The following is a 13,045-nucleotide window of genomic DNA, read 5'->3' on the forward strand; positions in this document are numbered from 1 at the left end:
GTACCGGGCCGGGACCCGCGGCTGTTTGGCTGGTTCCCGCGCAGTGGACGCCTCGCCGTCGAGGGGTGTCGAGGGACGCTGCGCCGCCCGGTCGCGTACGCCCTCCCGGAGGCAATGTGCCCGCTTCGGACAGCAGCACCACCGGCCCCCTGGCCGACGAGCCGGTAAGCGCCTTGCCGCCCCCGGCGCTCGCCGGCGGGGCGGGCCTCCGGCTGCCCGCGACCCGGCCGCGCAGTGCGGCGGCGCCGCGCCGCGCGCTCCGTGGGCGCCTCGGCCGCGCGACCGCGACGTCCCCCGGTCACCGGCTGCCGCCCGGGGCCGTCGCCGCCCGGAGGCGGCCGGTGTCCTGGAGAACGTCCGACCCGGCCGGACGGCCGGGCGACCGAGTGGAGAGTACGCAATGAACGTTCCCGCGAGCACCCCCGCCGGCGCCGCCCGTCCGCTGCCCGGCCCGCCGAGCCTTCCGGCGTCCTTGCGCGCCCGGCGTACCGGGGTGATCCCCGGCCTGAAGTACCGTCCCGTCGCCCCCGCCGACCCGGCGAAGGCCGAGGAGGTCGACCGCAGGCTGGAGGCGTGGGCGCGCGAGCTCGACCTCTTCCCGCCCGCCTGGAAAGGTGACTTCGCCGGCTTCCAGTTCGGGCGGGCCGTCGTACTCCAGCACCCGCGGGCCCTCGACCTGGACCGCCTCACCGTCGCCGGTGAGCTGCTGCTCGCCGAGAACCTCGTCGACTCCTGCTACTGCGAGGTCGAGGAGGGCAGGGGCGGATCGCGCCGGGACCTGGGCGCCCGGCTGCTCATGGCGCAGTCGGCGATCGACCCGCACCACGGCACGGCACGGTCGCAGGAGCAGTGGCGGCTGGGCATGCGGGCCGACGGACCGCTGCGCTCGTACCACTGGGCCATGAAGGACTACGCCGAGTTCGCCACCCCCAGCCAGACCGGCAGGTTCGTGCACGACATCGCCCGCCTCCACATGGGCTACCTCGCCGAGGCCGCCTGGGCCGAGACCGGCTACCGGCCCGAGGTCTGGGAGTACCTGGTGATGCGGCAGTTCAACAACTTCCGCCCCTGCCTGTCGATCGTCGACGCCGTCGACGGCTACGAACTGCCCGAGGCGGTTCACGCCCGGCCGGAGATCCAGCGGATCACCGCGCTGGCCTGCAACGCGACGACCCTCGTCAACGACCTGTACTCCTTCACCAAGGAACTGGCCGACGACCCCGCTCACCTCAACCTGCCGCAGGTCGTCGCGGCCAACGAGGGACGCGGGCTGAAGGCGGCCTACCTGGAGAGCATCGAGATCCACAACCGGATCATGGAGTCCTTCGAAGAGGAGGCCGCCCTGCTGTCGGCCACCTCGCCGCTGGTCGAGCGGTACGCCCAGGGGCTGTCGGACTGGGTGGCCGGCAACCACGAATGGCACGCGACCAACACCCACCGCTACCACCTGCCCGACTACTGGTAACCCAAGGCCACCACTGGTAACCCAAGGCTCCACCACCTCACCGCTCGTGACGCACTGCCGGCATCACCGCACCAAGAGGAGAGTCACCGTTGACCGTCCAGAATCCCGGAACCACGACGGCTGTGCCGATCCCGGCCCAGTCCACGTACCAGGCCCGCATCGCGGACTACTGGAACCGCGAGCACAACCCGGTCAACCTCGAACTCGGCAAGATCGACGACCTGTACCACCACCATTACGGCATCGGGGACGCCGACTGGTCGGTGCTCGACGAGACCGACGCCGAACGGCGCCGAGAGCTCGTCACCGCCGAGCTGCACCGGCTGGAGCACGCCCAGGCCGAGCTGCTCGCCACGCACCTGGGTCCGCTCACGCCCGCCGACCGCGTCTTCGACGCCGGCTGCGGGCGCGGCGGCGGCAGCGTCACGGCCCACCTGCGCTACGGGTGCCACGCCGACGGTGTGACCATCTCCGCCAAGCAGGCCGAGTTCGCAGCCGAACAGGCCCGCGCCCGCGGCATCGACGACAAGGTGCGCTACCACCACCGCAACATGCTCGACACCGGCCTGGCCACCGGCGCGTACGCGGCCTCGTGGAACAACGAGTCCACCATGTACGTGGAGCTGGACCTGCTGTTCGCCGAGCACGCCCGGCTGCTGCGCCGCGGCGGCCGCTACGTGGTGATCACCGGCTGCTACAACGACACCTACGGGCAGGCGTCCCGCGAGGTGTCGCTCATCAACGCCCACTACATCTGCGACATCCACCCGCGCTCGGAGTACTTCCGGGCCATGGCCCGCCACCGCCTGGTCCCCGCGCACGTCGAGGACCTCACCGCGGCCACGATCCCGTACTGGGAACTGCGCAAGCAGGCGGACCACCTGGTCACCGGCATCGAGGACACCTTCCTGACCGCCTACAAGAACGGCAGCTTCCAGTACCTCCTCATCGTCGCCGACCGGGTCTGACCACCCGGTCGCCCTTGCGGTGACCTTCCCCGACGCGCCCCGGCAGCAGCCTGCCGGGCGTCTTCCGGCCGCGGCCGGTGGTGCTCTCACCACCGGCCGCGGTTCTTTGTGTGCGCCCGCTGTCACCGCGAGAGAGCGCGCAATCCGCCATCCCTAAACCCAGATGAAAATCATCTGAACACTCCGATAGCATATTCGACTCGTGGTGATCACCCTTGTCACCAACCCGTCAACCGAATAAAGCATGCCATTCGGCATGAAAGTGAACTTTCCCGGCATTACCGAACAAATCGACCAGGCAATTGATATCTATGGCATCGCGGGTGTTTTCCCGAATAAACAGCGGAATCAGGTTCGCCGCATTGCGTGGGCCGCGGGCGGTGCTGTGGCTCACGGCGGGCGTGGTGACCCTCGGATTCCTCGTCGCGCTGGAGATCGCCGCACGTCATTACGGCCTGCCTGGACCGATCACCACCCAGGCGCGGGAAGTGGTGTTCGCCCCCAAGTCGGGGTTCCTGCTGTACGCCAGCCTGGGTCTGACGATGGTGGTCCTCACCTGGCGGCAGCGGTTCGCCGCGCTCGGCGCGGCGGTCGCGATCGACGCCGCCTTCCTGCTGGTGCGGTGGGGTTTTCACGCCAAGTTGGCGTTCGGCAACGGTGCGTTGTGGGTGATCCTGGGGTGCGCCGTCATCGCCGTCACGCGCCGCACCGGCCGGGAGCGCGCGCTGCTGCTGAAGGGCGTCGGGCTGGGCCTGCTGCTGGTGACCGGACGCAAGACGGGTGACACCTGGCTGCTCATCACGTCCAAGAGCCGCCCGAACGTGCTCGATCCGTACGCGGCGACCGCCGACCACGCGCTGGGCGACCCGTCATGGCTGGTCGGCCGGATCGTCCGGGCCGGCGGCCCGGTCGGCGCCCACGTCCTCGACTACGTCTACATACAGCTCGCGGTGGCCGCGGTCGTCGTCGCGATGTACCAACTGCGCAATGTGGCGGACGAGCGCCGCTTCCCCCGCCACCACCTCGTGCGCACCTTCCTGGTGATCGGTCTCATCGGGCCGGCCGTCTACATGATCTTCCCCACGGTCGGACCGGTCTTCGCCTACGGCGCCGACGGCGGGCACTGGGCGATGGCGAACCTGTGGCCGGACACGCCGCCGCCGATCGGCGCCCCGCACTCCATGCCGTTCGACGACATCACCCCGCGCAACTGCATGCCGAGCCTGCACACGGCGTGGGCCACGGCGATCTTCATCCATTCCCGCAAAGGCCCGCGAATCCTGCGATTCGCGGGCGCGTTCTGGCTCGTCGCCACGCTCACCGCGACGCTGGGATTCGGCTACCACTACGGCGTGGACCTCGTCGCCGGCGCGGTGTTCGCGCTCACGATCGAGACGGCGCTGCGCTCTTTCGACCGCGGCTGGGACCCGCGGGGAATCCGACTGACCGCCTATGGCGCGACCGTCTTCGTCGCGCTCCTGGTGTCCTATCGCTTCCTGCCGGAGCAGATGGCGGACCACCCGTGGCTGTTCGGGCCGCTGCTGCTCGCGGCGATGGGCTCGGTGATCTACGGCTACGTACGCCTCACCGCCCAGTGGGAGCCGCAAGTCCCACCCGTGCAGCAGCCGCGGCCCCAACCCGAACTGGTGTGAGCCGCAAAGGACCGGACGCCCGGCCCGCGATCGCCGCGGGCCGGGCGTCCGGTCAGGCGGCCGTGCCGGTTCAGCCGAAGACCCGGCGCCGGATCTCCCGCCGGTAGTCCTCGAGCGTGTTGTCCAGATGCGCGGTGACCGCCAGTGCGGCCGCCTCCTGGTCGCCGTCCCGGATGGCGCGGTAGATGGCCGCGTGCTCCGCCACGGCCTCCTCGGCGTGTCCGCCGACGGTGCCGTGCAGTCCGATCGTGCTCGACTGGCGCTGCAGCCTGCGGGCCTCGCGTACCGCGTCGACGAGGAACGGGTTGTGCGAGGCCGCGGCGACGCTGATGTGGAAGTCGTCGTCGCCGCGGTCGAACAGCTCGCGCCGTCCCGTCTCATGGCCCTCGCGGCAGGTCTGCGCCGCGGCCGCGATGGCCCGCAGTTGCGCCGGCGTCGCCCGGGCCGCGGCCAGCCGGCCGGCCGCCACCTCCTGGATGCGCCGGAACTCGAAGAGCCGGTAGACGTGTTCCAGGTCGGTGGGGAGGAAGAACCGCCCCCACCGCGACGAACCCGGCATCCCCTCGTCGTCCGCGACGTACAGACCGCGGCCCTTCTGGACGCTCACCCGGCCCAGGGCCGAGAGGATCTTCACCGCCTCACGTACGACGGTCCTGCTGGTGCCGAGCTGCGCGGCCAGGTCGTTCTCGGTGGGCAGGCGGTCGCCGGGCCGCAGCCGCGACTCGGCGATGAGCTGAAGGATCCGTTCGGCGACGAGTTCGTAACCGGGCCGGTAGGCTCGTGCGGCTTCGCCGCCGTTCCCGTCCGGGGGCGCGGTGGGCCCCGCGGGTACGGGACCTGCCACCGGTACGGGCCCTGCCGCGGGTACGGGATTGCCGTCCAACGGCCAGCCTCCTCGATCGTGGACCGCACCGGCGCGCGACCGTGCCGACAGTACCGGAAGCATACTACCGACTGCTTCCGATGCACAGGATGAGTCGTACTTATTACACCTGTTGATGTTGCCTGAGTCGTCGCATTGCACCCGTATTGCGCCGCTATGTGCGGTCGTATCGCGGAAAGATCTTGAAAATATGCGTGCTCATCGTGTTGACGGCGGGACCCCGTACGGCTTCTTATGTGTGACCAAGACACGGCAGCCGCCTCTCGCCGGGCGAGGCCGGGGCGGTCTCTGCGCCCGTGTCCCCCTGGTTGACGGGCCCACGACGTAGTGGAGTTGTTCATGAGAGGGAAGGTCCGCGCGGACGGCGCGAAGGCATCGAGGAGGGCCCGCAGACGCGTCGGGCTCCTGGCGGCAGGCGGTGCGCTCGTCCTGGCGGCCACCGCGGCCTGCGGCGGCGGCAGCGGTTCGGGCGGCTCCGGCGGCTCCCGGGGATTCCATCCCGTCAAGCAGACCGGGGGCACGCTCACGGTGTGGGTGGACTCCACCCGGCTGGCGGCGGCGAAGCTGTACCAGCAGCAGCACCCCGAGGTGAAGATGGACATCGTCACCTACGACGGGGACGCCAACGGCTCCAACTACCTGCGCACGAAGGTCAGCCTGTTCAACCGCACCCGCAAGGGCTGGCCGGACGTGGTCTTCAGCAGCCAGAACAACGAGGCGACGTGGGCCGTGCAGGACGGTTTCACCGCCCCGCTCGACAAGGGCCTGATCCCCGCCGCGACACTGGCCGGGTGGGCGCAGGGCGCCAACGCCCCCTGCACCGTGGACGGCACGCTGTACTGCCTGCGCAACGACCTGTCCCAGGCAGTGCTGTGGTACAACGCGTCGCTGATGAAGCAGTGGCACTACCAGGTGCCCAAGACCTGGGAGGAGTACCAGGCGCTCGGGCAGAAGGTCGCCACCGAGCACCCGGGCTACCTGGTCGGCTCGGCCGGTGACACGTGGACCCCCGAGGTCTACATGTGGGCGAGCAAGTGCGGGGCCAACCAGGTCACCGGCCCCAAGGCGGTGAAGGTCGACACCACCGGCCCGAACTGCACGCGGATGGCCTCGCTGCTCGACACCCTGATCAAGAACAAGACGATGTCGCTGAGCAGCGTCTTCAGCTCCGACTTCGACAAGAACGAGGCGGACAAGGTCCTCATGCTGCCCGGTCCGTCCTGGTTCGGCGGCTCGGTCTTCCAGGGAACCTTCAAGACGCCCAAGAACCAGGTGGCGGTCGCGCCGATGCCCCAGTGGTCCGGCGACACGCAGCCGTCCACCGGCAACGTCGGCGGCGGGACCTGGCTGCTGTCCGCGCACAGCGCCAACCTCAAGGCCGCCACCGCCTTCATGACGTGGGTGACGACCTCCGACGACTACCAGGGCAAGCTCGCCCCCGGCTACCCCGCCTACAACGCCGCGGCCAAGACCTGGCTCGCCCAGCAGGCGTCCTCGGGCTACTACTCGGGCGACATCACCGGCACCCTGCAGGCCGCCGCGAACCAGGTGTGGCCGGGCTGGGGATACGGGCAGTTCAGCCAGGAGGCCGTCTGGGCGGCCACGGTGACCCCGAAGCTGACGGCCGGCAAGACCGTCACCTCGCTCCTGCCCGCCTGGAAGAGCGCGATCGTCAACTACGCCCGCGCCGACGGCTACAAGGTGGCGCAGTGACATCGCCGCCCACCGACGCCGGCCGGGCCACGGCGGTGCGCCGATCGCGCACCCCGTGGCCCGGCCGGGCCGGCCACGTCTTCGTGGCCGCGTACACGGTGCTGCTGATCGCCTTCGGCGTGGTCCCCACCGGGTACGCGATCTACTACGCCTTCACCGACGGCGGCGGCACCTTCGCCGGCCTGTCCAACTTCACCACCGCCATCGACGACTTCCGGTTCGGCCCCGCGGTCGGGCACGTCGCCCTCTACCTGATGTGGTGGCTGGTGTCCCTGGTCGTCTTCGTCGTCGGGCTCGCCCTGCTGCTGCACCGCATGGCGCTGAAGGGCGTGAGCAAGGCCCTGCGCTTCCTGTACTACGTGCCGGGCGCGCTGGCCGGGGCGGCCGGCGTGATGGTGTGGCTGTTCGTACTGGACCCCACGGTCAGCCCCGTCGGCTTCCTGCTGCGGGCCCTGGGCTACCACTCCTTCGGCGAGGTCATCGCCCCCGGGCACCTGCCGATCCTGTTCACCCTCATCGCCTTCTGGACCGGTGCGGGCGGCTGGATCGTGGTGATGTACGGGGCGCTGAACAACATATCCGCCGACATCCTGGAGGCCGCCCGGATCGACGGCGCCGGAGCGTGGGCGACCGCCTGGCGGATCCAGATCCCGATGCTGCGCAAGTGGATCGTCTACATGGTCATCCTCGCCTTCGCCGGCGGGACCCAGCTCTTCGTCGAACCGCAACTGCTGTCCCAGGCCAGCAACGGTGTCGCCGGCCGGGACTACTCCCTGAACCAGCTCGCCTACGACTTCGCGTTCCAGAACAACGACGTCAACACCGCGGCCGCCGTGTCGGTCGAACTGCTGTGCGTCGGCCTGGTCGTGGCGGGTATCTTCGTCGCCAGATCGGGGTTCTTCGATGCGGACTGACACAGCGCGACCCGCGATCGCCCTCGCGTCCGGCGGCGGCCGGGGCGTGCAAGGGCGGGGGCACGCCAGGACCGGCCGCCGCGCGCGGCGCCGCGTCAACCCGCTCCCGGCGCTCGTCCTCCTGCTGTTCGCTGCGTTCTTCGTCCTGCCGGTGCTGTGGCTGCTGCTGGCCGCCACCAAGACCGACGACCAGCTCGTGCACAACAACCCGCTGTCCTTCGGGTCCCTGCACGCGCTGCGCGCCAACTGGCACGCCCTCACCGGCTACCAGGACGACGCGATCTTCACGTGGCTGCGCAACTCGGCCGTCTACTCCTTCTTCGCGCTGCTCATCACCGTGTGCGTGGCGGTACCGGCCGGCTACGCGCTGGCGATGACCGAGTTCCGGGGCCGGCGCACCCTGCTGATCGCCACGCTCGTGGTGATGCTGATGCCGAACGCCACCCTGGTGGTCCCGCTGTTCCTCGAGGTCAACGCGGTCCACCTGATCGGCTCGATGTGGTCGATCGTCCTGCCGTACTCGTTCTACCCGTTCGGGGTGTACCTGACGTACATCTACTTCAGCACCGCCCTGCCCCGGGAACTGCTGGACGCGGCGCGGCTGGACGGCTGCTCGGAGTTCGGCGTCTTCCGCCTGGTGGCGCTGCCGCTGGCGGCCCCCGTCATCGCCCTGGTCGGCTTCTTCGGCTTCGTGGCGAACTGGACGAACTATTACCTGCCGTACGTCATGCTGCCGCAGAGCAACCAGTTCCCCGTCCAGGTGGGCCTGGGCACACTGCTGGACTCCGTACCGCAGTTCAACCCCACGGCCGGGTCCCTGGAGGTCCAGCGCCCCGAACTGGCCCTGGCCACCCTGCTGGCGATCACCCCCGTCCTGATCGTCTTCCTGTTCGCTCAGCGCTTCCTGGTCGCCGGAATGCTCGCCGGCGCCACCAAGGACTGATCCGCACACCCCGCCGCGCGGTACGCGGACGCGGCGACCGCCCTCGCCCCGAGCCGGGCGCGGGGCGCGCCGCCATGCCTGGATTGGAGAACCTCTGATGCTTCCCGTCATCACGGCTTCCGTGCCGCTGCTGGAGCCGCCCGGCTGGGCGACGGCGCAACGCGCGCTGTTCGATCTGCTCGACCGGGCCTGGCGCGGCTTCGCCCGCGACTTCACCGGCCCGGACGGACGCCTGCGCTACACCGGCGGCCTGACCACCCGCGACGGCGTCGACGACTTCTACGAGGTCTTCTTCAACTGGCCCCAGCTGTACCTGCTCGGCGGCGCCGACGACCTGCTGGAGCAGGCCGAGCGCCACTGGGAGGGCGTCACCCGCCAGCTCACCGAGATGGGCATGCTCCACGACGAGTACGAGCGCGGCTACGACTGGTTCCACCAGGGCGAGAGCCTGCTGCTGCTGTACTTCCTGTGCATGGCCGCCCCCGACCGGTGGCGGCGGCGCGCCGTGCGCTTCGCCGAGCTGTACGTCGACCCCGCCCACGGCAACTACGACCCCGAGCACCGCGTCATCCGCCGCCCCCACAACGGCAGCGACCCGTCCCGCGAGGGCCTGTTCGACGGCGACGCGTACCCGTGGCTGCCCAAGGAAGCGGACATGTACGGCTTCCCGCTCGACTGGATCCTGCCGCCCGGCACACCGGAACCCCCGCTGGACGCCGACCCCCGGCTCGGCGAGGAGATGCGCCGCCGCATGGGCACGGGGGACACCGCCGTGAACCTCTCGGCCACCGGCCTGGTCCTCAACGCCTGGATCCTCACCGGCGAGCAGCGCTACGCCGACTGGATCACCCGGTACGTGGACGCCTGGCGCGAACGCGCGGCCGCCAACGGCGGCGTCCTGCCCGACAACGTCGCTCCCGACGGCACCGTGGGCGGCCTGCTGGAAGGCCGCTGGTACGGCGGCCACTACGGCTGGTCCTGGCCGCACGGCTGGTACAGCGTCGGGCACGCCGCGATCGTGGCCGCGCTGGCGGGCGCCGGCGTCACCGGCGACGACTCGTACCTGGACCTGGTGCGCCCCGCGCTGGACGAGATGATCTCGCGCGGCAAGGTGATGGCGTTCACCGAGGCCGACTCCAGCATCCGCTCCAAGTGGATTCCCCAGCTCGCCGAGGACGTGCACACCCCCACCTTCCACGTGCCCTTCCGGTACAAGGACGAGGGCTGGTTCGACCACAACCCGATGCTGATGGCGGTCCCCACCGCCCTGTGGCACCACACGGCCTCGGCCGCCGACCGCGCGCGCATCGACCACCTGCGGACGGCGGCCGGCCACGACTGGCGCACCGTCCGGTCCTTCCGCAGCAAGGAGGAGGCCGGGCACGAGGAGCCCTGGCTGGCCTACCTGGCCGGCGACAACCCGGACTACCCGGAGCGGATCCTGGCCGCCGCGCAGGCCCAGGTCCGCCACCGCCTGGCCCGCATGGAACGCTACCGCGGCACCGACGTGCCCGAGGCGGACATCCACCTGTGGCAGCAGTCCAACCCCGTGGTCACCGAGGCGCTGGTCCAGCTCACCTGGGGCGGCCCCCAAGTGGTCTACAACGGCGGCCTGCAGCAGGCACGCGTGCGCTACTACGACGCGGCGGCCCGGCGTCCCGGCCTGCCCCCGTCCGTCGCCGCCCTCGTCTCCAGCGTCGACCCGGAGGCGACCGTCGTGGAGCTGATCAACCTCGACCCCGAGCAGGCGCGCAGCCTGATCGTCCAGGCCGGTGCCTTCGCCGAGCACACCATCCGCTCAGCCGACCACACCGTGTGCGACGACCCCTCCTGGATCGGCGACATGTACGACTACGGCCACCGCGCGCCCGTCGTGACGTCGGCGTCGGTGGACGTCGACGGGCCGTGGCTGCGGGTGGACCTGCCGCGCTCCTCCCGTGTCCGCCTCACCCTGAGGCTCGGCCTGCGCACCCGGACCCCGTCCTACCGGGGCCCCTTCGACGACGGCGTCAGCTAGGATGGAGGCGCACCCGCGACGGGTGCACACAGGCTGAACCACCGGGCCGATCCGCGGGTGATCGCCGGTGACCCCACGGCGGGTCGCCGGCGGTCGACGGCAGTCACGGTCAACGGCGGCCCGCGACAAAGGGGGAGAGCGCAGATGGGCGATGCCGACGTGTCGCCGTCCTCCCTGGCGGAGAAGATCGACGCCCTGTTCCGGATCGTGCGGCGGCCGAACCGCGAGCCCTTCAGCAACGAAGAGGTCGCCCAGGCCTGCCGGGAGAGCACCGGGGAGAGCTTCTCGGCGACGTACCTGTGGCAGTTGCGCACGGGACGGCGGGACAACCCCACCAAGCGCCACCTGGAAGCACTCGCCCACTTCTTCGAGGTACCGGTCGCGTACTTCTTCGACGACGAGCAGGGGAAGGCCGTCGCCCGGGAGCTCGAACTGCTGGGCGCGCTGCGGGACGCCGGGGTGCGCAACGTGGCCCTGCGCGCGGTCAACCTGTCGCCGGCGGGCGTGAGCACGCTCAGCGACATGATCGACGTCCTCGCGCGGCACGAGCGCGCGCTGGGCGGCGGAAGGGAAACGGGCGGAGCGGGCGACGGCGCCGCCGGCTGATCCGCTACGACCTCCAGACGACGACCACGGCGAAGAGGAACGGCGCGTGCGGACGGGGAGGGGCGACAGGCGCCTGTGGCACAGGTGCCGGAACCTGGTGGACGGGCTGCCGCTGCCGAACCCGTTCGACACCGCGACGTTCGTCGGCGTCCTGGCGATGACCCGGGGACGCCCCATCCGGCTGGTGCCGGTGACCGCCCGCCCGCACCTGCCGTGCGGGCTGCTGGTCAGCACCGACGACACCGACTGCATCCTCTATCCGGCCGACACCACGCCATTGCACCAGCAGCACATCCAGCTGCACGAGGCCGCCCACATCCTGTGCGGCCACCAGGAGGCGTCCGCCGTGGCCGCCTCCGCGGCCGAGGTCCTGCTGCCGCACCTGCCCGCCTCCCTCGTCGCGCGGGTCCTCGGGCGTACCGTCTACACCGAACCGCAGGAGGAGGAAGCCGAGTTGGTCGCCTCCCTGATCCTCCACCGGGCGGCCAGGCTCGCCCGGGCCGACGCAGCCGCGCCGCCGCCCGCGGGCCCGGAGGAGGCCCGGCTGCGCTCCTTGTTCGTGCCCGGCTCCCGGGCGCCGCGGGAATGACGGCGCAACTGGCCGCACGGCTCACCGATCTGACCGTGTTCCCCGCGGCGGTGGCGTTCCTCGGCTTCGCCGTGCACCGGCTGGCGATCATCCGGGGCGGGAGGGCCGATTCCGCGCAGCGCGACGTGGCCGGCTTCGCGCTGTGCACGGGCGCCGCGCTGCTGCTCGACGCCCCTTCGGTGCTGGCGCTGCTGGACCGCTGGTTACCACCGCCCGAGGGCGGGCTGCTGATCGACTGCCAGCTCAGGGAGGCGGCGGTGGCCTTCCTCGCGCTGATGGCGCCGGCGCTGGAGCGGCCGGCGGGCGGGCCGCTGCCGGCGCGGCGCCGCCGCCGGGTCCGGCTCGCCGCGGCGGTCCAGGCGACCGGGCTGGCGCTCTTCCTCGCCTCGGGCGTCACGGTCCGCGGGCCGTACGTGGTGGCGGCGGCCGGCCGGGGCTGGGTCCTGGCCTCGTACAACGCGCTGTTCACCGGCTACGCCTGCTGGTGCCTGGCCGTCCTGGTCCGGGCGCTGGCCGGCCATACGCACCGGCTCCCGCCCAGCGCGCTGCGCACGGGACTGCGGCTGACGACGCTGGCCGCCGCGGTCGCGGCGGTGTGGACGCTGTGGACCCTGGACGACGTGGCCGCCAACCTCGCCCACGGCCGCCAGCGCCTCGACGAGGACCTGGTCTCCGCGACGCTGAGCGCGGTGACCGCCGTGCTCTTCACCTGCGGCGCGACCGCGACGCTGTGGGGTGAGCGGATCGTCGCGCCGCTGCGCGCCGCTCGCCGGTTCCGGGCCCTGACGCCGCTGTGGTCGGCCCTGCACAGCCAACTGCCCGAGATCGCGCTGGACCCCGGGGCCGCCGTGCGCCGGCCCCGGCTGCGGGAGGCCGAGTTCGCCCTGTACCGCAGGGTCATCGAGATCCGTGACGGCTCGCTGGCGCTGCGCTCCTACCAGCAGCCGGAGGCGGTCGCCTGGGCCGGCGAGGCGCTCGCCCGCTCGCCCGCGGCCGACGCCGAGGCGGTGCTCGAAGCCGCGGTCATCGCCGCGGCGCTGGCGAACCGGCGGGCCGGCCGCGTGCCGGGGCCGGGGCCGGAAGGCCCGCGCCCGCCCGCGCCGGCGGAGCGGCCCGGGCAGGCCCTGGAGACCGTCGAGGACGAGGCCGCGTGGCTGATCCGGGTGGCGCGCGCCTTCACCGGCTCCCCGGCGGTCGGCGCCGTCCGCCGGCGCATGCGGGAGCGGACCGGCGAGGAACAGCTCACGTGAATGCGAACGACGTAAATATTCATCTGAGTTGACACCCGCGATCGC

Annotated in this window: 12 protein-coding genes; 10 read left to right on the forward strand and 2 right to left on the reverse strand. The window is 71.5% G+C overall.

The window, feature by feature from the left end; genetic code table 11:
- Positions 1 to 400: 400 nt before the first annotated feature.
- Positions 401 to 1,465, forward strand: coding sequence for a family 2 encapsulin nanocompartment cargo protein terpene cyclase (locus tag K7G61_RS31185; RefSeq protein WP_225850418.1), 1,065 nt, complete (start codon positions 401 to 403; stop codon positions 1,463 to 1,465).
- Positions 1,466 to 1,554: 89 nt separating this feature from the next.
- On the forward strand, positions 1,555 to 2,433 hold the full coding sequence (locus K7G61_RS31190) for a geranyl diphosphate 2-C-methyltransferase (RefSeq protein WP_225850419.1): 879 nt from the start codon (positions 1,555 to 1,557) through the stop codon (positions 2,431 to 2,433).
- Between the two features lie 229 nt (positions 2,434 to 2,662).
- Here K7G61_RS31190 and K7G61_RS37110 read toward each other — a convergent pair whose 3' ends face one another.
- Positions 2,663 to 2,827 (reverse strand): hypothetical protein, encoded by a 165-nt coding sequence (locus tag K7G61_RS37110; RefSeq protein WP_225850420.1) that lies wholly within the window; start codon positions 2,825 to 2,827, stop codon positions 2,663 to 2,665.
- A 7-nt stretch (positions 2,828 to 2,834) separates the two neighbouring features.
- On the opposite strand from K7G61_RS37110, the gene K7G61_RS31200 reads away from it, so the two are divergent.
- The gene (locus K7G61_RS31200; RefSeq protein WP_308190760.1) at positions 2,835 to 4,085 is read left to right on the forward strand and encodes a phosphatase PAP2 family protein; all 1,251 of its coding nucleotides are present in this window, start codon (positions 2,835 to 2,837) and stop codon (positions 4,083 to 4,085) included.
- A 70-nt stretch (positions 4,086 to 4,155) separates the two neighbouring features.
- Here the strand turns inward: K7G61_RS31200 and K7G61_RS31205 are convergent, their stop codons facing one another.
- The gene (locus tag K7G61_RS31205) at positions 4,156 to 4,968 is read right to left on the reverse strand and encodes a FadR/GntR family transcriptional regulator (RefSeq protein ID WP_225850422.1); all 813 of its coding nucleotides are present in this window, start codon (positions 4,966 to 4,968) and stop codon (positions 4,156 to 4,158) included.
- Between the two features lie 339 nt (positions 4,969 to 5,307).
- Between K7G61_RS31205 and K7G61_RS31210 the strand changes: the two genes are divergently transcribed.
- The 7 genes from K7G61_RS31210 (at position 5,308) to K7G61_RS31240 (ending at position 13,000) form a co-directional block, all read left to right on the forward strand.
- Positions 5,308 to 6,681, forward strand: a complete 1,374-nt coding sequence (locus K7G61_RS31210; RefSeq protein WP_225850423.1) for an ABC transporter substrate-binding protein — start codon at positions 5,308 to 5,310, stop codon at positions 6,679 to 6,681.
- A 35-nt stretch (positions 6,682 to 6,716) separates the two neighbouring features.
- Positions 6,717 to 7,595, forward strand: coding sequence for a carbohydrate ABC transporter permease (locus K7G61_RS31215; protein WP_225850458.1), 879 nt, complete (start codon positions 6,717 to 6,719; stop codon positions 7,593 to 7,595).
- Entirely contained in the window at positions 7,585 to 8,538 is a 954-nt protein-coding gene (locus tag K7G61_RS31220; protein WP_225850424.1) for a carbohydrate ABC transporter permease, read from the forward strand. The genes K7G61_RS31215 and K7G61_RS31220 overlap by 11 nt, the downstream gene beginning before the upstream one ends.
- Before the next feature lie 97 nt (positions 8,539 to 8,635).
- Positions 8,636 to 10,555, forward strand: a complete 1,920-nt coding sequence (locus K7G61_RS31225; RefSeq protein WP_225850425.1) for a hypothetical protein — start codon at positions 8,636 to 8,638, stop codon at positions 10,553 to 10,555.
- A gap of 144 nt (positions 10,556 to 10,699) precedes the next feature.
- Positions 10,700 to 11,161, forward strand: coding sequence for an XRE family transcriptional regulator (locus tag K7G61_RS31230; protein ID WP_225850426.1), 462 nt, complete (start codon positions 10,700 to 10,702; stop codon positions 11,159 to 11,161).
- Between the two features lie 46 nt (positions 11,162 to 11,207).
- On the forward strand, positions 11,208 to 11,750 hold the full coding sequence (locus K7G61_RS31235) for a ParH-like protein (protein WP_225850427.1): 543 nt from the start codon (positions 11,208 to 11,210) through the stop codon (positions 11,748 to 11,750).
- Positions 11,747 to 13,000 (forward strand): MAB_1171c family putative transporter, encoded by a 1,254-nt coding sequence (locus K7G61_RS31240; protein WP_225850428.1) that lies wholly within the window; start codon positions 11,747 to 11,749, stop codon positions 12,998 to 13,000. Before K7G61_RS31235 ends, K7G61_RS31240 begins: the two co-directional genes overlap by 4 nt.
- Positions 13,001 to 13,045 lie beyond the last annotated feature (45 nt).

This window comes from Streptomyces sp. HPF1205 (genome assembly GCF_020400825.1).
Lineage (GTDB): Bacteria > Actinomycetota > Actinomycetes > Streptomycetales > Streptomycetaceae > Actinacidiphila.